Origin of the sequence: Zoogloea sp., from assembly GCF_044344315.1 — a bacterium.
GTDB lineage: Bacteria > Pseudomonadota > Gammaproteobacteria > Burkholderiales > Rhodocyclaceae > Zoogloea.
Genome location: NZ_JBIJDC010000002.1, coordinates 1 through 20481 on the forward strand (window position 1 = coordinate 1; position 20481 = coordinate 20481).

15 protein-coding genes and 4 tRNA genes are annotated in these 20481 nt (G+C 66.0%); 14 read left to right on the top strand and 5 right to left on the bottom strand.

The window, feature by feature from the left end; translation table 11 throughout:
* Positions 1-271 precede the first annotated feature (271 nt).
* The gene (locus ACIQ09_RS00630) at positions 272-802 is read left to right on the top strand and encodes a hypothetical protein (RefSeq protein ID WP_398304543.1); all 531 of its coding nucleotides are present in this window, start codon (positions 272-274) and stop codon (positions 800-802) included.
* 424 nt (positions 803-1226) lie between these two features.
* Here ACIQ09_RS00630 and ACIQ09_RS00635 read toward each other — a convergent pair.
* The 3 genes from ACIQ09_RS00635 to ACIQ09_RS00645 form a co-directional block, all read right to left on the bottom strand.
* Positions 1227-1302: transfer RNA gene (locus tag ACIQ09_RS00635), tRNA-His, on the bottom strand.
* A 52-nt stretch (positions 1303-1354) separates the two neighbouring features.
* Positions 1355-1428 (bottom strand) — tRNA-Arg (locus ACIQ09_RS00640).
* A gap of 27 nt (positions 1429-1455) precedes the next feature.
* Positions 1456-1532: transfer RNA gene (locus tag ACIQ09_RS00645), tRNA-Pro, on the bottom strand.
* Between the two features lie 276 nt (positions 1533-1808).
* On the opposite strand from ACIQ09_RS00645, the gene ACIQ09_RS00650 reads away from it, so the two are divergent.
* The 4 genes from ACIQ09_RS00650 to ACIQ09_RS00665 all read left to right on the top strand — a co-directional run bounded on the left by ACIQ09_RS00650 (position 1809) and on the right by ACIQ09_RS00665 (position 8947).
* Positions 1809-4568: a PAS domain S-box protein gene (locus ACIQ09_RS00650; protein ID WP_398304546.1), complete on the top strand. Its 2760-nt coding sequence runs from the start codon at positions 1809-1811 to the stop codon at positions 4566-4568.
* Between the two features lie 221 nt (positions 4569-4789).
* The gene (locus tag ACIQ09_RS00655; RefSeq protein ID WP_398304549.1) at positions 4790-7477 is read left to right on the top strand and encodes a GNAT family N-acetyltransferase; all 2688 of its coding nucleotides are present in this window, start codon (positions 4790-4792) and stop codon (positions 7475-7477) included.
* A 2-nt stretch (positions 7478-7479) separates the two neighbouring features.
* Complete coding sequence (locus tag ACIQ09_RS00660; protein ID WP_398304552.1) at positions 7480-8079, top strand: DNA-3-methyladenine glycosylase I; 600 nt, start codon at positions 7480-7482, stop codon at positions 8077-8079.
* Positions 8080-8098: 19 nt separating this feature from the next.
* On the top strand, positions 8099-8947 hold the full coding sequence (locus ACIQ09_RS00665; protein WP_398304555.1) for a D-hexose-6-phosphate mutarotase: 849 nt from the start codon (positions 8099-8101) through the stop codon (positions 8945-8947).
* Between the two features lie 101 nt (positions 8948-9048).
* Here the strand turns inward: ACIQ09_RS00665 and ACIQ09_RS00670 are convergent, their stop codons facing one another.
* Entirely contained in the window at positions 9049-10302 is a 1254-nt protein-coding gene (locus ACIQ09_RS00670; protein ID WP_398304558.1) for a hypothetical protein, read from the bottom strand.
* Positions 10303-10483: 181 nt separating this feature from the next.
* Between ACIQ09_RS00670 and ACIQ09_RS00675 the strand changes: the two genes are divergently transcribed.
* The 8 genes from ACIQ09_RS00675 to ACIQ09_RS00710 all read left to right on the top strand — a co-directional run bounded on the left by ACIQ09_RS00675 (position 10484) and on the right by ACIQ09_RS00710 (position 17240).
* Positions 10484-12811 carry a Tex family protein gene (locus ACIQ09_RS00675; RefSeq protein ID WP_398304561.1) on the top strand — a complete coding sequence of 776 codons (2328 nt, stop codon included), beginning with the start codon at positions 10484-10486 and terminating at the stop codon, positions 12809-12811.
* 90 nt (positions 12812-12901) lie between these two features.
* Positions 12902-13267 carry an ArsC family reductase gene (locus ACIQ09_RS00680; protein WP_398304564.1) on the top strand — a complete coding sequence of 122 codons (366 nt, stop codon included), beginning with the start codon at positions 12902-12904 and terminating at the stop codon, positions 13265-13267.
* A complete protein-coding gene (locus tag ACIQ09_RS00685) occupies positions 13264-14133 on the top strand; it encodes an Hsp33 family molecular chaperone HslO (protein ID WP_398304567.1) in 870 nt (289 codons plus the stop codon). The genes ACIQ09_RS00680 and ACIQ09_RS00685 overlap by 4 nt, the downstream gene beginning before the upstream one ends.
* Before the next feature lie 91 nt (positions 14134-14224).
* The gene (minC, locus tag ACIQ09_RS00690; protein WP_398304570.1) at positions 14225-15016 is read left to right on the top strand and encodes a septum site-determining protein MinC; all 792 of its coding nucleotides are present in this window, start codon (positions 14225-14227) and stop codon (positions 15014-15016) included.
* A gap of 30 nt (positions 15017-15046) precedes the next feature.
* Positions 15047-15862, top strand: coding sequence for a septum site-determining protein MinD (gene minD, locus ACIQ09_RS00695; protein ID WP_398304573.1), 816 nt, complete (start codon positions 15047-15049; stop codon positions 15860-15862).
* Position 15863: 1 nt separating this feature from the next.
* Positions 15864-16124: a cell division topological specificity factor MinE gene (minE, locus tag ACIQ09_RS00700; protein ID WP_296411854.1), complete on the top strand. Its 261-nt coding sequence runs from the start codon at positions 15864-15866 to the stop codon at positions 16122-16124.
* A gap of 10 nt (positions 16125-16134) precedes the next feature.
* Positions 16135-16219 (top strand) — tRNA-Leu (locus ACIQ09_RS00705).
* Positions 16220-16289: 70 nt separating this feature from the next.
* Entirely contained in the window at positions 16290-17240 is a 951-nt protein-coding gene (locus ACIQ09_RS00710) for a glucokinase (protein ID WP_398304577.1), read from the top strand.
* Here ACIQ09_RS00710 and glgB read toward each other — a convergent pair.
* Positions 17228-19075 carry a 1,4-alpha-glucan branching protein GlgB gene (gene glgB / locus ACIQ09_RS00715; protein ID WP_398304580.1) on the bottom strand — a complete coding sequence of 616 codons (1848 nt, stop codon included), beginning with the start codon at positions 19073-19075 and terminating at the stop codon, positions 17228-17230. The two genes, ACIQ09_RS00710 and glgB, sit on opposite strands and share 13 nt — an antisense overlap.
* Before the next feature lie 73 nt (positions 19076-19148).
* Here glgB and glgC point away from each other — a divergent pair, with 73 nt between their 5' ends.
* The gene (gene glgC / locus ACIQ09_RS00720; protein ID WP_398304583.1) at positions 19149-20474 is read left to right on the top strand and encodes a glucose-1-phosphate adenylyltransferase; all 1326 of its coding nucleotides are present in this window, start codon (positions 19149-19151) and stop codon (positions 20472-20474) included.
* Positions 20475-20481 lie beyond the last annotated feature (7 nt).

The following is a 20481-nucleotide window of genomic DNA, read 5'->3' on the forward strand; positions in this document are numbered from 1 at the left end:
TCAAACACCTGGTGCGACGCCGCAATGATCACGCGGGCGCCCACGGCGTAGGTGGTGCCGGCCGCCCATTCGGGGTAATCCGTCTCAGGGACAGTCGAGCTCGTGAGCTCCGCATCGCTTACGGTGGCCGGCACGCCGAAGTTGTGGGCGTGCGATGTGAGCGCATCAAACACGGGTTGCGGCACAACCACATCAAGGCAGTCGGCCACCCACGGCAACGGGCAGTAACGTCTTCCAGATCAACGGCGGCAACCTCACCGCCCACCAGGTCGTGGTCGGTGACGTCAATAACTACACCGTCGCCCGCCCACCACGCCCCCGCGTCGTCGTCACGCCCGGTGAAGGCGTCGTCACCGATGCCCAGAAGGCCAAGATCAACGAGCTCCGCCTCGACTGGATCACCCTGCACAACAGCATCAAGAAGACACCGCTCACCGACGCCGCCGCCTGGGTCAAGATCAACCGCAAGGCCGGGGTCACCTCCTACCACCTGATCCCGGGCGAGCGCTTCGACCTGGTCATCCAGTACATCAAGCGCGAGATGGCCACGCTCCGCGCCATGCGCTCCGCCCCCAAGAAGGACGCAACCTGGCGCACCACACGCATCAGCGCCATCAAGGCCCGCAGCAAGAACCAGCTCGGCGACCCAGACGCCTACCGCCCCTACATCGCCAAGAACTTCAGCGCCACGTCCCTGACCGACCTCACGGACGAAGCACTGCAGCGCACCTACAGCTACATCATGGCCAAGAAGCCCGCAGCCCAGGCCGCGCCCGAGTTTCCCGACGCCGACCGCAGTTAGCCAGCAGCGCCGCCAAACGCAAAACGGGCCAGGGATAACCCCCTGGCCCGTTACTTTTCACGCCCCTGCTCGGTTTCGCCCAGAAAACTAACGCTCCCGTGCCAAATCCTGTGCAAATCTGACCAGTTCCCGCGCATTTCCGCCGCCCGCCGTCGCGAATCCCCGCCCCACCAAAACCCGCCCGAAACCCAGTCCCGGCGCGGCCTCGCGGGCTCCCGCCCGCCCCTGGTCTCCTGTGCCAAATGAACAGCTCCCCCACACGAGATCGTGGTGACGACCGTTTACCCCCGCTTTTCCATCGCCGAACGACGCACGCCCCCCGGCACGCAACCGCTGGAAGCCGGAGACGAGGTTCACGGGCATTGAGAAGGAACGGTAGAAAAGCAAAAAGCCCTGATTGCTCAGGGCTTTTTGCTAAAGTACTTGGGGCGACATACCGGGTTCGAACCGGTGACCACTGGAATCACAATCCAGTGCTCTACCAACTGAGCTAATGCCGCCACTGCAGGTCATCGATTTGCATCGCCAACCTATAAACCAAATTATCCAGAGCCTGCCCGACAGGAATCGAACCTGTAACCCCCGGCTTAGAAGGCCGGTGCTCTATCCAGTTGAGCTACGGGCAGATTGCCGCGGGCACCGGGGTCAAGCTTTGGTCGGGGTGGAGAGATTCGAACTCCCGACATCTTGCTCCCAAAGCAAGCGCGCTACCGGACTGCGCTACACCCCGAGAGCCGCGAATAATACATATCCCTTCCGCCCTCGTCAAACAGGATCGCAACAATTTTTCGCAGCCCTCGAAAAACCGTCTGCAGGAACATATTCTTGCGCTGTCCGTGTCATGCCACATAGTCAGCCGCCGTTGACCCTGCAACAAATCCATCGCCTCAAACGATAATAGGATTCGATGCCTCCCTCCCCTACCCCCTCGCGGCCCCCCAGGGCCGTTCTCGCATGGCTGCTTGTTGCAGGCGGTGCCTGCACGCCCCTTGGCGCGGCCGCAAGCATGAGCCTGGGCGGGTTGATCGATGCAGCCCTCGCACCCTATCTGCTCGGCGGAGTGAGCGGGCTGGCGGCGGGCCTGGTGTTTCGGCGCCTGCTCCGGCGTCGCCCCCCGCAAACGCGCAGCGTGAGGGGCCAGGCTAACGAGCACCTGTGGCGGGATTTCATCGAGGTATCGGGTGACTGGCTGTGGGAAACCGATTCGGAGCTGCGCTTTGTCGCCATTCCCGATGCCCCTCCGCCGCCCAGCATTGCCCCACCGGATGTGATCGGCCGCCACTGGAAGGATGTGGTCCTGCCAGACCTGCCGGCCGACTTCGCGGTGGCCCTCGAAGAGACCATGGCACGCCACGGCCCTCTCGCCGCCACCCTGCCGCGCCGCACGCCGGGCGGCGAGCTGCGCCACCTCGAGCTGAAGGGGCGGCCGATGTTCGATGCGGACGGTCACTTTTCGGGCTATCGGGGCATTGGCCGGGAAGTCACCGAGCGGGCTCGCCTGGCTGCCGACCTGGAAAGGAGCGAGGAGCGCATCGTCGCGCTGATCGCCTATGGCCATGACGGCTACTGGGAACAGGATGCCGACCTGCGCTACACGACCATCACGCCCAGCACCGGACATCTCGCCGATCTGGCTGCCGAGGATGCCATCGGAAGCCGGCGATGGGAGCTGCCCGGCGTCTCCCCCACGGCTGAACCCTGGGTCGGACATATCGAACGACTGCGCCAGATCGAACCCTTCTCGGATTTCCTGTTCTGCCGCTCCGACACCCAGGGTCGACCGGTATGGCTGAAGGAGTCCGGCATCCCGGTGTTCGACAGGCGGGGGGTGTTTGCCGGCTATTGCGGCACGACGCACAACGTGACGGCCGAGATAGAGTCCCGGCGTGAATTGAACCGGGACGAAGCGCTGTTCCGCAGCCTGTTCACCTACGCGCCAGTTGGCATCGGTCGGATCTCCGCTGACGGACACCTCGTGCAGGCCAATCCGGCGCTGGCAGCCATGCTGGGGAGGCCAAGCACCGAACTGATCATGCAAACGGTCGAGTCCGTGCTGGAGGAGGACGACAGCGCCACTGGCGAGGCCCTGCGCAGACGCTGCCTGGCCGGTGAAATACCCGAGTTCTCCCGTGAAACGACCTACCGGCACGCCGATGGCAGGCAGGGCTGGTGCCACGAAAGCGTGCGGCGCATCGAGGATCCGGAAGGGGCTCCGAGCCTGCTGCTGGTACGCCAGGACATCTCGGCGCTGCGTGCCGTCATCACGGGCCATGAAGCCGCCGGACGGCGCTATCAGACCCTGTTCGAACACTCCCCCGAGGCCACCCTGGTGGTCATCGGTGGGCAGATCCGGCTCGTCAATGCCGCCTGCCGGCGCCTGTTCGGCGGAGACAAACCTGCCGAACTGGAGGGCATCGAGCTCATCAGCCTGATCCACCCGGACGACAGGGCCATGGAAGCCGCCCGCCTGGCCGATTTCGATGTAGACGCGCGGCAACTCCGCCTGCCCCCGCTGCCGCTCCGCTATCGCCGGCTGGACGGTGAGACCATCAATGCCGAGGCCACCGGCGTACGGCTCGACTTCGACGGGCGCCCGGCCATGCTGTACGTGCTCCGCGATGTGGCCCGCTGGCTGCTGGCCGAACAGGTACTGCGCGAAAGTCAGGCCATGTACCGGGACGTGGTCGAATCGGTCAATGAGATTCTTTTCCAGACCGATGCCGATGGCCGTCTCACCTTCCTCAACCGGGCCTGGCGCAACACCACGAACTTCGACACCCGCCTGAGCATCGGCCAGGACCTGCTCGACTTCGTGACGGAAGACGACCGGGGTCGGGTAGGTCATTGCCTGGGCGCGATCCGCGAGGGTTACGAGGAGATCGGCCAGTTCGAGTTCCGCCTGCGCACCCAGGCCAGCGGCCCCCGCTGGGTCGAGGCCACCATCCGCCCCCTGCGTGACACCTATGACCGCATCGTGGGCAGCTCCGGCACCCTTGACGACATCACCGTCCGCAAGGAGGCCGAGCAGACCCAGCGCAACCTCAACCGCGAGCTGGAAACCCGCGTGCGCGTGCGCACCGCCGAGCTGGAAGCCTCCAACCGGGAGCTCGAAGCCTTCTCATACTCCGTATCCCATGATCTGCGCGCGCCCCTGCGCGCCATCGACGGCTTTGCGCAGATCGTTGCCGAAGACTACGCCCCGCGCCTGGACGACATCGGGCGCGAATATCTGCAGCGCATCCGGGTGGCCACCCAGCGCATGGCCCGTCTCATTGACGATCTGATTGACCTGGCGCGCCTGACCCGCCAGAGCATGCGGCGGGAACAGGTCAACCTCAGCCAGCTGGTGGACCAGATCCTCGGCGAACTACACCAGGAAAGCCCTGAGCGCTGTGTCGAAACCAGCGTGGAACCCGGCCTCATTGTGGCCGCCGACCGAGCCCTGATGCGTGTAGCCCTCGACAACCTGCTGCGCAACGCCTGGAAGTTCACCAACCGGCGGGAGGTGGCCCAGATCCGCTTCCACGCCGAAATGCGCGACCGACAGATCGTCTATTGCGTGTCCGACAATGGCGCCGGTTTCGACATGAGCTTCGCCTCCAAGCTGTTCCTGCCCTTCCACCGCCTGCACGGCGTCAGTGAGTTCGATGGCACCGGCATCGGCCTGGCCACGGTGCAGCGGGTCATTCAGCGCCACGAAGGCAAAGTCTGGGCAGAGTCCACTCCGGATGAAGGCGCAAGCTTTTTCTTTACGCTCAGCCACTGAATCGTCGCGCTAGCACCAAACCGTTGTTGCCATGCAACACTTTGAATTAAAAGCCTTGATATATGTCACAACCGGAATTGTGCAGCGCAATATCGCGCTACTTTTCCCAATACGCAGGCGAAGCCCGCAGGGTAAAATCCGCCCCGACCCCAAATCGATCGACGACCCCGTGACAACGGCAGGCCAATAGCCGCACGAATGCACTCAGCCGAGTACTCACCATGAACGAACAACATTACCTCACGCCCCTCTTCGAGCCCCGCTCCGTGGCCATCATCGGCGCCAGCGAAAGGGAGATGTCCCTGGGCAACATCCTCGTCCGCAACATGCTGGAAGCAGGATTCAAGGGCAAGTTGTTCGCCGTGAATCCGAAGTACGAGCAAGTCCTGGGTGTCCCCTGTTACAAGAGCGTCGAAGACATCCCCCAACGCCTTGACCTGGCGGTCATCACCACCAAGGCCGACAGGGTCCCGGCCATCGTCGACGCCTGTGGTCGCGCCGGCACCAAGTCGGTTGTGGTTCTGCCCTCCGGTTTTTCCGACGCAGGTCCGCGGGGTCGCATGCTCGAAAAGAACACCTTCGAGAACGCCCGCCGCCATCGCATCCGCCTGCTCGGCCCGAACTGTCTGGGCGTGCTGCGCCCCGAGCTCGGCCTCAATGCCAGCTTTGCCGACGGCGGCGCCATCAAGGGCTCCATCGGCCTGATCTCCCAGTCCGGCGCCCTCTGTTCGGCCATCCTCGACTGGGCCCGCCCGAACAATGTGGGCTTCTCCTCCGTGGTGTCCCTGGGTACCTCGGTGGATATCGACTTCGGCGAAGTCCTCGAGTACATGGTGTCGGACTCCCGCACCGAGAGCATCTTCCTGTACGTGGAAGGCATCAAGGACGCGCGACGCTTCGTCAGCGCCCTGCGCGCCGCCGCCCGGGTCAAGCCAGTCCTGCTGATCAAGGTGGGTCGCCATCCGGCCGGTTCACAGGCCGCCCTGCTGCACTCGGGCGCCATGGTGGGCGAGGATGCGGTATTCGACGCCGCCCTGCGCCGTGCCGGCGTGATCCGCCTCTACAACATGGGCCAGCTGTTTGCCGCCGCCAACGCCCTGTTCTCCCACTTCCGGCCCCGCGGCAACCGCCTGGCCGTGATCACCAACGGCGGCGGACCAGGCGTGATGGCTGCAGATCGGGCTGCCGACCTGCGCATCCCCATGGCGCAGCTCACCGACGGCACTGTCGCTAAGCTCAACGAGATCCTCCCGCCCAACTGGTCCCACTGCAACCCGGTGGACATCATCGGCGACGCGGACCCGGAGCGCTATGCCAAGACCCTCGAGATCGTGCTCGCCGACGAGAACGTGGAAGGCGTGCTGACCGTCCTGACCCCCCAGGCCATGACCCGACCGACCGAGGTCGCCCAGAAGATCATCGACATCGAGCGCGCCGCCGACAAGCCGGTGTTCACCTGCTGGATGGGCGAGGAGCAGGTGCGCGAAGGGCGCAAGCTCTTCGAAGCCGCCGGCATCCCCACCTTCCGCACCACCGAACCGGCGGTCGAGCTGTTTGGCCACATCTCGGCCTACTACCGCAACCAGAAGCTGCTGGTGCAGACCCCCAGCTCCCTGTCTTCCGATCTCAACCCGCCCTCCGTCGAAAGCGCCCGGCTGGTGATCGAGACCGCCCTCTCCGAGCGCCGCAAGAACCTCAACGAGATGGAGTCCAAGGCCCTGCTGGCGGCCTTCCGCATCCCCATCGCGCAAACGGTGGTGGCCCGCTCGGCCACCGAGGCCATGGTGCTGGCCGAAGAGCTCGGCCTGCCGGTGGCTATGAAGATCGATTCACCCTCCATCACCCATAAGGCCGAGCTGGGCGGCGTGCGCCTTAACCTGCGCGGCCTGGCCGCCGTGCGCAGCGCCTACCAGGAGATCCTGGAAGAGGTGAAGAAGAAGCGCCCCGATGCCATCGTCAACGGTGTCGCCATCGAGCCGATGATCATCAAGCCCTATGGCCGCGAGCTGATGGTCGGCGCCTTCCGCGACCCGGTCTTCGGCCCGGTGATCACCTTTGGTGAAGGTGGCGCCCATGTGGAGATCCAGAAAGACCGCGCCGTCGCCCTGCCGCCGCTCAACAACTACCTGGTGCGCGACCTGATCAAGTCCACCCGCGTGGCGACCCTGCTCGGCGAATACCGCAACATGCCGCCGATCAACATGGAGTCTCTCGAGTTCGTGCTGCTGCGCATCTCCGAAATGGTGTGTGAGCTGCCGTGGATCCGCGAGATGGACATCAACCCGCTGATCGTGGACGAACATGGCGCCGTCGCCGTGGATGCCCGCATCGTGGTGGACAACATTGCCCCCACGGCGGACCGCTACGACCACATGGCAATCCACCCGTATCCGTCGCATCTGATCACCAAGGTGTCGATGCCCGAGGGCGAGATCGTCATCCGTCCGATCAAACCCGAGGATGCCGACCTGGAAATCGAGTTTGTGCGAAAGCTGACGCCGGAGACCAAGTACCTGCGTTTCATGAACACCATGCGCGAGTTGCCGCCTGCCATGGTCGCCCGCCTCACCCAGATCGACTACGACCGGGAAATGGCCTTCGTGGCGACCATCGACGAGGAAGGTGCCGAGGTGGAGATCGGGGTGGCCCGCTACGCGGTCAATCCCGACGGGGAAACCTGTGAGTTCGCCATCGTCGTGGCCGAAGACTGGCAGCACCGGGGCCTGGCCCGCCGCCTGATGGGCGTGCTCATCGAAACCGCGCGCAACCGCGGCCTCCATGCCATGACCGGCATCTTCCTGTCCAACAACGACCGCATGCTCAAGTTCGTCCAGAGCCTTGGCTTCGTGCTCACCAACGATCCGGAAGACAACACCATCAAGCATGGCGCCCTGATGCTGCAGGGCTGATGATGAGCGACGCACCCACCACCGTGCGCTGCGCCTGGTGCGGGGATGACCCCCTGTACCAGGCCTATCACGACACAGAGTGGGGCGTTCCGCTCCACGATGACCGGGCGCTGTTCGAACTCCTGACCCTCGAAGGCGCCCAGGCAGGGCTGTCGTGGATCACCGTCCTGCGCAAGCGCGAGACCTACCGCGAGGCCTTCGCCAACTTCGATCCGGCCATCGTTGCCCGCTTCACCGAGGCCGACCAGGCCGCGCTGATGCTGAACCCGGGCATCGTCCGCAATCGCCTGAAGATCTCTTCCACCGTCGACAATGCCCGCGCCTTCCTGGCCATCCAGGCCGAGTTCGGCAGTTTCGATGCCTGGCTGTGGCGCTTTGTGGAGGGTCGCCCCATCCAGAACAGCCTGCGCAGCCTGGCCGACGCCCAGGCCAGCACGGCCCTATCCGACGAACTCAGCAAGGCCCTCAAGAAGCGCGGCTTCCGCTTCGTCGGCAGCACCATCTGCTATGCCTTCATGCAGGCCGCCGGCCTGGTGAACGACCACACCACCGACTGTTTCCGCCACCGGGAAGTGGCCGCGTTATCATCGCGCCCTCTGTAACCCCGTACCCTCCGGAATCATGACCGACCCGATCGAAATGGCCGAGCTTCACGGCCAGCCCGTCATCAAACTGCAAACCCCCGAGGGCGCCGTCGCCCTGATCAGCCTGTTCGGCGCGCAACTGCTGTCATGGACCCCGGCCGGTGGCGAAGACCGCCTCTACCTCAGCCCGAAGGCCATCTTCGACGGCCGCACCGCCATTCGCGGTGGCGTTCCCGTCTGTTTTCCCCAGTTTGCCGGTGAAGGCCCCCTGCCCAAGCACGGCTTCGCTCGCAACAAGCTTTGGGAAGTGACCGGCAGCCGCGCCGGCAAGGATTTCTCCGTCGCCACACTGCAGCTCGTGGATGATGCCGACACCCGCGCCCTGTGGCCCCACGCCTTTACCGCGGAGATGAGCATCTCCATCGGCGGCGGACGCCTGGACATGGAGCTGGAAGTCACCAATACCGGCGACACGCCCTTGAGCTTCACGGCGGCCCTGCACACCTACCTCAAGGTGCGCGAAGTGGAAGCCCTGCGCATCGAAGGTCTGCGCGGGATCGACTACCGGGACTCGGCGGACGACAACAGGATAAAGAAGGAAAGTGGCGTCGGTGTTCTCATCGAAGAAGAGACCGACCGCATCTACCACGGCACGCCACCGACTCTGCTCGTGCGTGAAGACCACCGGGCAATGGGCATCCACGCCGAGAATTTTCCCGACGTGGTGATCTGGAACCCCTGGGAAGACAAGTGCCGCCAGCTGGCAGACATGCCCGCCGACGGCTTCCGCCGCATGCTCTGCGTGGAAGCCGCCGCCGTGCGTCAGCCTGTCGAGCTGGCCGCCGGCGCCTCCTGGTGGGGCCGGCAGACCCTTGTGGCGATGTAAGACACCTTCAAGGCCTGCAAAGAAAGCATAGCGAGCGGTCCGGGTTCGCGACGAGAAGCACAAGAGCGAAACCGGACCGCACAGCAGGTACTTTCAAACGCTCAGTTGGTTGAAGCCCGCACCGCCTCGGCCACGTTACGGCCGTTCACCCGCACCACCGCTACGGTGTGGCCGGAACCATCCACCTCCACCGGCTCAACCGTCACGCTGCCCGCATCAAGAGCCCGCTGCAGGCGCTGGGTGGCGTGCTCGGAGCTCATCCCCGGATCACGGGCATCGAGCCCCTGGACGCGGATTTTGCGGCCACTCTGATAGAAGGTCGCCCCATCCATCGCGTAAGCCCGTGCCACACCGCGCCCCGAACGGGCCTGGGGTTGAGCAGGCACGGCGGCGGGCGCCAACGGCGGGGGCATCACGGCCGGCATCGCCGGCGCCACCGCACGTTCCACCGGCACAGGCGCGGGTGCAGCCGGCGGCACTACAGGGCGCGCGGCTTCGGCGGCGCGTGAGGCATTCAGGGCTGCTGCCGCGGCCGCAGCAGCCTCAGGGCCGGACAGCTCGGACGGTGCAGGCGTGAAGCGGACTGCCGGTTTGGGCAGCTCGCTGGTCACCTGCAGCGGCGCTTCGGCAACCGGCGCCGGACGCGCTGCCGCGCGGGAAACCTCCACTGCAGGTGGCGGCAGCGTTAGCGAGGCACGCGGAGCCGTCACCGGCGCGGCAGGCGCCGCCGGTGACGCCACCCTGCCCTGCAACTGGCGCACGGCCTCGGCACGGGGAATCGGGGGCGAGCTGGGAACAAAGGCCTCACGGCCGATCGGTGCGCCCGTCCCCCTGACAACGGGCTGACGCTCCATCACCTGAGCGGGGGCCGGCGGCTCGACCCGAGCGCGACGCTGACTGCGCGGCTCACGGACAGCGGCTACCACCGGCTCGGCTCGGGCCTTGCGCCCTTTGGCCTCGGGCACGACCGAGGCCCGCTGTGAAACCGCCTTGGCGCCGCGCCCAGCCTTGCCGGTTGCGGCCTGCTTGCCCGCCACGTGCTTGCCGCCCGCCGCTTTCGACAGCACCGGCTTTGCGGGCACCGACTTGGCAGAGCTCCCCTTGGATACCACAGCCTTGGCCGCAGGCGCCCTGGCTACCTTGGCGGGCGCAGCAGAACGGGCTGGCGCAGACTTGGCCGCGGCCTTGGGGGCAGACTTGGGAGCTGACTTGGCTGTGGATTTGGCGGCGGACTTGGCCACCGGTGCGGCCTTGCGTGGCGCGGTGCGGGATGGCTCAGGGGCGGCCGAAACATCGGCTCCGGCCACGGTCAAGCCAAACGCCACCGCCGCCAACGCGGCGAAAAAAGGATTCATGCGGTGTTATCTCCTGCTGGGCCGGACTCGCCGAAAATGGCGGCCAGGCTGGATGTGCGCGGAATGGGACTGCGTCGCGACGCGGACAATTGATTGATTTTACCGGAAACTTGGTCGGCAACGGGCTTGCAGGCGCGGCCGGCTTTCTGCACCATGCGCCCTTTTTCGCGTCAGCCCGTCCATGCTTCTGCCGATCGAACAACGCATTGCCGCCGAATTGGGTGTACAGCCCCGCCAAGTTTCCGCTGCGGTGCAGCTCCTCGACGAAGGCGCCACGGTGCCCTTTGTTGCCCGCTACCGCAAGGAAGTCACCGGCGGCCTGGACGACACCCAGCTGCGCAACCTGGAGGAGCGCCTCGGCTACCTGCGCGAGCTGGAAGACCGCCGCGCCGCCGTGATCGCCAGCATTGCCGAACAGGGCAAACTCGACGCGCCCCTGCGCGAAGCCATCGAAAACGCCGAAACCAAACAGCGCCTCGAAGACCTCTACCTGCCCTTCAAGCAGAAGCGCCGCACCAAGGCCCAGATCGCCCGCGAAGCCGGCATCGAGCCCCTGGCCAACGCCCTGCTGGCCAACCCCAGCCTGGTCCCCGAGACCGAAGCGGGCGCCTATCTCAACGTCGAGGCGGGCTTTGCCGACACCCGGGCGGTGCTCGACGGCGCCCGCCAGATCCTGATGGAGCGCTTTGCCGAGGATGCCGAACTGATCGGCAAGCTGCGGGAATACCTGGCCGACCACGGCGTCGTCGCCTCCACCGTGATCGCCGAGAAGGAGAACGATCCGGCTGCGGCCAAGTTCCGCGACTGGTTCGACTTCCGTGAGTCCATCGAGACCGTCCCCTCCCACCGGGCCCTGGCCCTGTTCCGCGGCCGTAACGAAGGCTTCCTGCGCCTGCAGCTGGGGCTGGACTCCGACCCCACCGACGGCAGCGCCCCCGGCCCCAACCCCTGCGAGGGGCGTATCGCCGGCCACTTCGGCATCCGTGACGAAGGCCGCGGCGCCGATGCCTGGCTGCGCGAAACCGTGCGCTGGGCCTGGAGCGTCAAGATCTCCCTGCACCTCGAGCTGGAACTGCTCGGCCAGCTGCGCGAGAAGGCCGAGGAAGAAGCCATCCGCGTCTTCGGGCGCAACCTGAAGGACCTGCTCCTCGCCGCCCCCGCCGGCCCTCGCGCCACCCTGGGCCTCGACCCCGGCCTGCGCACCGGCGTCAAGGTGGCGGTAGTGGACCAGACCGGCAAGCTCCTCGACACCGGCGTGATCTATCCCCACGAGCCCCGCCGCGACTGGGACGGCAGCCTGCACGCGCTGGCCAAGATGTGCGAGAAGCACGCTGTGTCGCTGATCGCCATCGGCAACGGCACCGCCAGCCGCGAAACCGACAAGCTCGCCGCCGACCTGATCAAACTGCGCCCCGAGCTGCACATGACCAAGATCGTTGTCTCCGAAGCCGGCGCCTCGGTGTATTCGGCCTCGGAGCTGGCTGCAAAGGAGTTTCCGGATCTGGACGTAAGCCTGCGCGGCGCCGTGTCCATCGCCCGCCGCCTGCAGGACCCGCTGGCCGAGCTGGTCAAGATCGATCCCAAGTCCATTGGCGTCGGCCAGTACCAGCATGACGTCAACCAGACGCGCCTGGCCCGGGCCCTGGATTCGGTGGTGGAAGACTGTGTAAACGCCGTCGGCGTGGATGTGAACATGGCCTCTGCCGCCCTGCTCACCCGCATCTCCGGCCTCAACCCCACCCTGGCCGCCAACATCGTTGCCCACCGGGACGCCAACGGCCCCTTCCCGAGCCGCGAGGCGCTGCTCGACGTTCCCCGCCTCGGCCCCAAGACCTTCGAACAGGCCGCCGGCTTCCTGCGCATCAGCAATGGCAACAACCCGCTGGACGCATCGGCCGTGCACCCGGAGGCCTATCCGCTGGTGGAGCGCATCCTCGCCGACATCCGCAAGGACGCCCGCGAGGTGATGGGCGACTCCCGCACCATCAGCCAGCTCAAGCCCGAGCGCTACACCGACGAACGCTTCGGTCTGCCCACCGTTCAGGACATCCTCAAGGAACTCGACAAGCCCGGCCGCGACCCCCGCCCCGAGTTCAAGACCGCCAGCTTCAAGGACGGCGTTGAACAACTGAAGGACCTGGAAGTCGGCATGATTCTCGAAGGTGTGGTCACCAACGTCACCAACTTCGGCGCCTTCGTGGACATTGGCGTGCACCAGGACGGCCTGGTCCACGTCTCGGCCCTGGCCGACCGTTTCGTGAAGGATCCGCACAGCGTCGTGAAGGCCGGCCAGGTGGTGAAGGTGAAGGTCATCGAAGTGGACCTGCCGCGCAAGCGCATCGCCCTGACCATGCGCATGGGCGACCAGCCCCAGGGCGGCAGCAAGCCGGCCGGTGATCGACGCGATGCCCCCCGGAGCAATGCCCGCCCTGCCGCCGCCAAGCCGAGCCGGGAACCCGCCATGGCCGGCTCCCTGGCCTCGGCCTTCGCCAAGGCCCTGAAGAAATAAGCCCGGGCCCCGCCACGGGCGGCTAAAATCCGCCCCATCCCATTGATTTTCCAGCGACGCCTCCCGGGGCGTCGCGCTGCTTCCGGCGCCATGACGACGATTTACGGCATCAAGAACTGCGACACCATGAAGAAGGCCTTTGCCTGGCTCGACACGCACGCAGTGGCCTATACCTTTCACGACTACAAGAAATCCGGCATCGACTCCGCCCGCCTCCACGCCTGGAGCAAGGCCATCGGCTGGAAGAGCTTGATCAACACCCGCGGCACCACCTGGCGCAAGCTACCGGTCGAGCGCCAGGCCATCGACACCCAGAGCGCCGCCGTGCAGCTGATGCAGGAATTCCCCAGCCTGATCCGCCGGCCGGTCATCGAGACCGACGGCGGGCAACTGCTGGTCGGCCTCGACACCGCCCTTTACACCAGTTTTCTCAGCCCCGCGGGGACGACCGAATGAGCACTTCCACCATCCAGCGCTTTCTGCTTGAAGACCTCGACATCCGCGGCGCCATCGTCAGGCTCGACGATGTCTGGCAGGCCCTGCTGGCCAAGCGCGACTATCCGCCCGCCGTAAGCGACCTGCTCGGCGCCATGAGCGCCATCGCCAGCGTCATCGCGGGCAACCTGAAGCAGGCCGGCCGTCTCACCATCCAGCTCCAGGGCCACGGCCCGGTGAGCCTGCTGGTGGTGGACGTGACCGAAGCCCTCAACCTGCGCGGCTACGCCAAGGCCAGTGACGAAGCCGCCGGCAAGACCGGGATTGCCGACCTGGTGGGTGACGGTCAGCTCCTGCTGACCCTGGACATGCCCGGCCTGCGCCACCCCTACCAGAGCTATGTGCCCATCGAAGGCAACTCCGTGGCCGAGATCTTCGAACACTATCTCACCCAGTCCGAGCAGCAGCCTGCCGCCCTGCACACCGCGGCCTCGTCCCGCAGCGCGGCCTGCCTGTTCCTGCAGAAGCTCCCCGATGCCGACCGCAAGGACCCGGACGGCTGGGACCGGGTCACCCGCCTGGCCGCCACGGTGCGCGAGGAAGAGCTCCTCGGGCTCTCCGCCGAGGACATCCTGATCCGCCTCTTCCACCAGGAAACCGTACGCCTCCTCGACGCCCGTGAGGTCACCCATGAGTGGCCCCAGGCCTGGGACAAGGTGCGCGAGATGTTGCGCTCCCTGGGCCGGGCCGAGCTCGACGCCATGCTGGCCGAGCACGGCGAGATCCTGATCCACGACGATCTGTCGAACCACGAATACCGTTTCGATGCTGACGACGTGGCCGCCCTGTTCGCCGAGCCCCCCGCCGAACCCCGCATCCTGCATTGATCTTCAGCCATTTGGCGAGCGGACTTGCCCGAAACCCTGCTGAAAAGTAGACTCCACCGGTTTTAGTCCGCTAACCCTTCACCCGATATCCATGGCCGACGCTTCCCCGCAGGGCAAACTGATCGAGTTCAAAGGCGCCAGCCTGGCGGTAATGACCGCCCACGTCCGTGAAACGGAAGCCGTGCGTCTTGCCGACGCCCTGCACATGATGCTCGGCGGCATGCCGGACTTCTTCGCCGGAGAGCCGGCTGTGCTCGACTTCGCCCAGCTCGTCAGCACACCGGACCGGGTGGACTGGACCGCCATCATCAGCCTGCTGCGCCGCTACCAGGTACAGCCGATCGGTGTGCGCAACCTGCCGGACTACCTGCACGACGGCGCCCGCCGCGCCAATCTGGCCATTCTCGGTCCGGAAGGCATTTCCGCCGAGCGCCCTATCGCGCCCCCCAAGCCCCAGGCCCCGCCGCCAGCCCCCGCACCGGTCGAGACACCTCCACCGCCCCAGCCGGCTGCCGCGGCAGCCACCACGCCGGCCCCCACCCTGGTCGTCGAGCGCCCACTGCGCTCCGGCCAGCAGGTCTATGCCAAAGGCGGCGATCTGGTGCTGCTGGCCGGCATGAGCCCGGGCTCGGAAGTCATCGCCGACGGCAGCATCCACTGCTACGGCCCCCTGCGCGGCCGCGCCCTCGCCGGCGCCCGGGGCGACACCAGCGCACGCATCTTCAGCACCAATTTCGGACCCGAGCTGGTCTCCATTGCCGGGGTGTACCGCACCTTCGAACGGGGCATCCCGCAGGCCGTCGCCGGGCGCAGCGCCCAGGTACGGCTGAGCGGCTCGGACAACCTGCATACTCTCGAAATCATGTCGCTTCAGAACGACTGAAGCTGCAACTCACAGACTTAAGGGGACATCGTGGCACGCGTCATCGTAGTAACGTCCGGCAAGGGTGGCGTCGGCAAGACCACCACCAGCGCGAGCATTTCCACCGGTCTGGCCCTGCGGGGCTTCAAGACCGCCGTCATCGATTTCGACGTGGGCCTGCGCAACCTCGACCTCATCATGGGCTGCGAACGCCGCGTAGTGTACGACCTGATCAACGTGGTGAACGGTGAAGCCAACCTGCACCAGGCCCTGATCAAGGACAAGCACTGCGAGAACCTCTTCATCCTGCCGGCATCCCAGACCCGCGACAAGGATGCCCTGACCGAAGAAGGCGTCGAGAAGGTGCTCAAGGAGCTCGAGCACATGGGCTTCGACTACGTCATCTGCGATTCCCCCGCCGGCATCGAACGGGGTGCCGTGATGGCCCTGACCTTCGCCGACGAAGCCATCGTCGTGTCCAACCCCGAAGTTTCCTCCGTGCGCGACTCCGACCGCATCCTCGGCATCCTGCAAAGCAAGAGCCGCCGCGCCATGGAAGGCCGCGAGCCGGTCAAGGAACACCTGCTGGTCACCCGCTATTCCCCGAAGCGCGTCGAGGACGGCGAGATGCTCTCCTACAAGGACGTCCAGGAGCTGCTGCGCGTGCCGCTGATCGGCGTCATCCCCGAATCCGACGACGTGCTCCAGGCCTCCAACCAGGGCACCCCGGCCATCCACCTGAAAGACAGCGACGTGGCCACCGCCTACCAGGACGTGATTGCCCGCTTCCTCGATGAAGAACGGCCCCTGCGTTTCGTCACCTACGAAAAGCCCGGCCTGCTGAAGCGCATCTTCGGAGGCAAGTGAGATGTCCCTCCTCTCCTACTTCTTCGGCTCCAAGCAGAAGACCGCCTCCGTCGCCAAGGAACGCCTGTCCCTGATCATTGCCCACGAGCGGGGCACCAACCGGGCACCGGATTTCCTTCCGGAACTGCAGCGCGAGCTGATCGCCGTGATCTCCAAGTACGTCAATGTCGGCCCCGACGACATCAAGGTCCAGCTCGAAAAGCAGGACAACTGCGAGATCCTCGAAGTCAACATCACCCTGCCGGAACAGCCCCAGCGCTGAAGCCCTCCCCGCCCGGATGGTGAAATTGGTAAACACAGCGGACTTAAAATCCGCCGGCGCAAGCCTTACGGGTTCAAGTCCCGTTCCGGGCACCACCGTGCATAAAGTTGTAACGCAAAGCCTCCGGCCCTGGCCCGGGGGCTTTGTCGTTTCAGGGCGTGCGCAATGAATGCCCTGCTGCTCGGCGGCGACATCGGCGGCACCAAGACCTTGCTGGCCCTGGCCTCGGTGGAGGCCGCAGGTGTTTCCATCCTGCGCGAGCAGCGCTACGCCAGTACCGGGCATGAAGGGCTCGAAGCCTTGCTGGACGACTTCCTGGCCGGCGGTCCGATACCGGCAGCAGCCTGCTTTGGCGTGGCCGGGCCCACCGATGGGCAGACGGCCGACCTCACCTACCTGCCCTGGCATCTGTCCGCGCCGAACCTGGGAAAGCGCTTCGGCATCAGGCATGTGGGGCTGGTCAATGATTTTGCCGCGGCGGCCCACGGGCTGCCCCTGGTCGCGCCAGCACACATCGTGCCGCTGCAGGCCGGCCAGCCGCTGGCCCGGGCGCCCCGGGTCATCCTCGGTGCCGGCACCGGCCTGGGGGTAGCAGGCCTGGTGTGGAATGGAAAGCGCAGCCAGGTGGTTCCCGGCGAGGGTGGCCACATGGGCTTCTCGCCCCAGACCCCGGAACAACTGACACTGGCGGAGGCGCTGCTGGCCCAAACGGGCCGGGTCAGCGTGGAGGACGTGGTGTCGGGGCCGGGCCTGGTGCGCATCCACCGCTTCCTGGGCGGTCGGGCAGACAGCCCGGCCGGGATAGGCGCCGCCGCCCTGGACGGCAGCGACCCGATGGCACGCCGGGCCCTTGAGTTGTGGCTGGAAGCCTACGGCGCCTTCGCCGGCGACCTGGCCCTGCAGTGGCTGGCCCGCGGCGGGGTATACCTGGCGGGAGGAATGGCCGCCAAGCTGCTGCCCGGCGGTGCCGGCGCAGCCCCCTTCGTGACGGCCTTCAATGCCAAGCGGGAGCATCGCCCACTGGCCGAATCCATGCCAATCCATCTGGTCACCGAGGAACGCCTGGGCCTGCTCGGCGCCCTGGCCCTGGCCGCGACCCGTCTTCAGAGCGGCTGAAGGATCACCACGGCCAGGGGTGGCAGGGTCGCCACCAGACTGGCCGGCCGGTTCATCCAGGAGCCCTCGACCGCCGCAAGCCGCCCCCCGTTGCCCAGATTGCTCCCACCATAGTGGGCCGAGTCGGAATTGAGGATCTCCCGGTACTCGCCCGCCAGCGGCACACCGATGCGGTAGTCGCAGCGTGGCTCGGGCGTGAAATTGGCGAGGACCACCACGAAACGCCCATCCCGTGCCAGGCGCAGCCAGGCCAGAACCGAATGCTCGCTGTCGTGGCAGTCGATCCATTCGAACCCTTCCGGCTCGAAGTCCTGTTCATGGAGCGCGGGCAGATCGCGATAGAGGTGATTGAGATCGGCGGAGAGGCGCTGGACGCCGGCGTGGCCGGCATCGGCCAGCAGGGTCCAGTCCAGCTCACGGGCTTCGGACCACTCCCGCACCTGGCCAAACTCCCCCCCCATGAACATCAGCTTCTTGCCCGGGGTACACGCCTGCCAGGCCAGCAGCAGGCGCAACTGGGCCCGCCGCCGCCAATCGTCGCCTGGCATCTTGCCGAACAGCGAGCCCTTGCCATGCACCACCTCATCGTGGGACAGGGGCAGGACAAAGTTCTCGCTGTAGGCATACATCTGGCCGAACGTCAGCTCGTCGTGATGCCAGCGCCGATGCACCGGGTCACGCCGGAAATAGCGCAGGCTGTCATTCATCCAGCCCATGTTCCACTTCATCGAAAACCCCAGGCCCCCCGTGTAGGCCGGCCGCGAGACCTGGGGCCAGGCGGTGGACTCCTCGGCCAGGGTGAGGGCGCCGGGAAATTCCCCGTGCACCAGGGTGTTGAGATCGCGCAGGAAGTCGATGGCCTCCAGGTTCTCGCGCCCACCGAAACGGTTGGGCAGCCACTCACCGGGCCGGCGGGAGTAATCCAGGTAGAGCATGGACGCGACCGCATCCACGCGCAGGCCGTCGAAATGGAACTCCGCCAGCCACCAGTGGGCCGACGACAGCAGGAAGCTGCGTACCTCGTGGCGGCCGTAGTTGAAGATGTGCGTGCCCCAGTCGGCATGCACGCCCAGGCGCGGGTCGGCATGCTCATAGAGCGCGGTGCCGTCGTAGCGGGCCAGGGCCCAGTCGTCCTGCGGAAAATGCCCCGGGACCCAGTCGAGCAGCACCCCCAACCCGGCCTGGTGGCAGGCGTCGATGAAAGCGCGCAGCGCGTCGGGCGAGCCATAACGGGACGTCGGAGCGAAGTAACCGGTGGTCTGATAGCCCCAGGACTCGTCGAGGGGGTGCTCGGTGATCGGCAGCAACTCCAGGTGGGTATAGCCCTGCTGCAGGGCGTAGGGGATCAGATGCTCCGCCAGCTCGGACCAATGATAGGGCGAGCCGTCGGCATGACGCATCCACGAGCCCGCATGCAGTTCGTAGATATTGACAGGTGCATGCAGCCAGTCCCAGGCCGCACGACGAGCCATCCATTCAGCATCCTGCCAGCGGTGCTGGGATGGGCCCACCACCCGGGCCGCCGAACCGGGGCGCAGCTCAAAACCCCGGGCGTAGGGATCGACCTTGCGCAAGCGCGCCCCGCCATCCCGGCAGGTGATCTCGAAACGATACAGGCTGCCCGGCCCGGCGTCCGCCACCCGCCCTTCCCACAGGCCGCCACTGCCGAGGCGGTGCATGAAGTCGGCATCCCCGTCCCAGGCGTTGAAATCGCCCACCACAGAAACCCGTTCTGCATTGGGCGCCCACACCCGGAACAGGGTGCCGGCGGCGTCCGGATGGGCGCCCAGCAACCGGTAGGACTGCAGGTTGCGCCCTTCGTTGAAAAGATGCATGGCATCAGATAACTGCATTCGAGCCCCCTTCGCGCAGTACCATACGGCAAAACAGCAGCGAGGGAGAACAATCGTGGCCCCGAGCAACAACTGTCCGCATCTGCCGTATTGCGAGATGCGTGATCAGACCGACCTGCGCTTCATCAGCCAGCTCACCCGCAATACATTTGCCGTCATCCTGGCCGGTGGCAGGGGCAGCCGCCTCAAGCAGCTCACCGACTTCCGCTCCAAACCGGCCGTCCCCTTTGCCGGCAAGTTCCGCATCATCGACTTCACCCTGTCCAACTGCGTCAACTCCGGCATCCGCAAGATCGGTGTGGCCACCCAATACAAGGCCCATAGCCTGATCCGCCACATCCAACGCGGCTGGAGCTTCCTGGACGGGCGCTTCGGCGAGTTCATCCAGCTCCTCCCCGCCCAGCAGCAGATCGACGAAAACCAGTGGTACCAGGGCACCGCCGATGCGGTTTACCAGAACCTCAACTTCCTGCGCCACAACAGCCCCCGCCACATCCTGATCGTCGCCGGCGACCACATCTACAAGATGGATTACGGACGCATGCTGGCCTTCCACGCCCGCCACCAGGCGGACATGAGCGTGGCCTGCATCGATGTCCCCATTGCCGAGGCGCGGGAGTTCGGCGTCATGAATGTGGATGATGACGGACGGGTCATCGACTTTGTCGAAAAGCCCTCCGATCCGCCGCCCATGCCCGGCAACCCGGGGCGAGCCCTGGCCTCGATGGGCGTCTACATTTTCAACGCCGACTTTCTCTACGAGCAGCTCCGGCGCGACGCCCAGACCACCGGTTCGAGCCGCGACTTCGGCAAGGACATCATTCCCCACATCGTTTCGCGCCATCGGGTGTTCGCCCACCGCTTTGCCGAATCCTGCGTGGGCAGCGATCAGCATCAGCCCTACTGGCGCGATGTGGGCACCATTGATGCCTACTGGGAGGCCAACATGGAGATGACCAAGGTCACCCCGGACCTCAACCTGTATGACCGGGACTGGCCCATCTGGACCTACCAGGAGCAGTTGCCGCCGGCCAAGTTCGTGTTTGACGATGAAGACCGCCGGGGCATGGCCGTGGATTCCCTGGTGTCCGGCGGCAGCATCATCTCCGGGGCGACAGTCAAACGCTCGCTGCTGTTCTCCAGCGTCAACGTGCACAGCTGGGCCACGGTCGAGGATTCGGTGATCCTGCCCAACGTGGATATCGGCCGGCATGCGGTGATCCGGCGCTGTGTGGTGGACAAGAACGTGCGCATCCCCGAAGGCCTGGCCATCGGGCTGGATCCGGACGAAGACCGCAAACGCTTCGTCGTATCCCCCGGCGGCATCACCCTGGTCACCGCCGAGATGCTCGGCCAGGGCGCCGCCGCCCGCACCGCCTGAGCCAAGG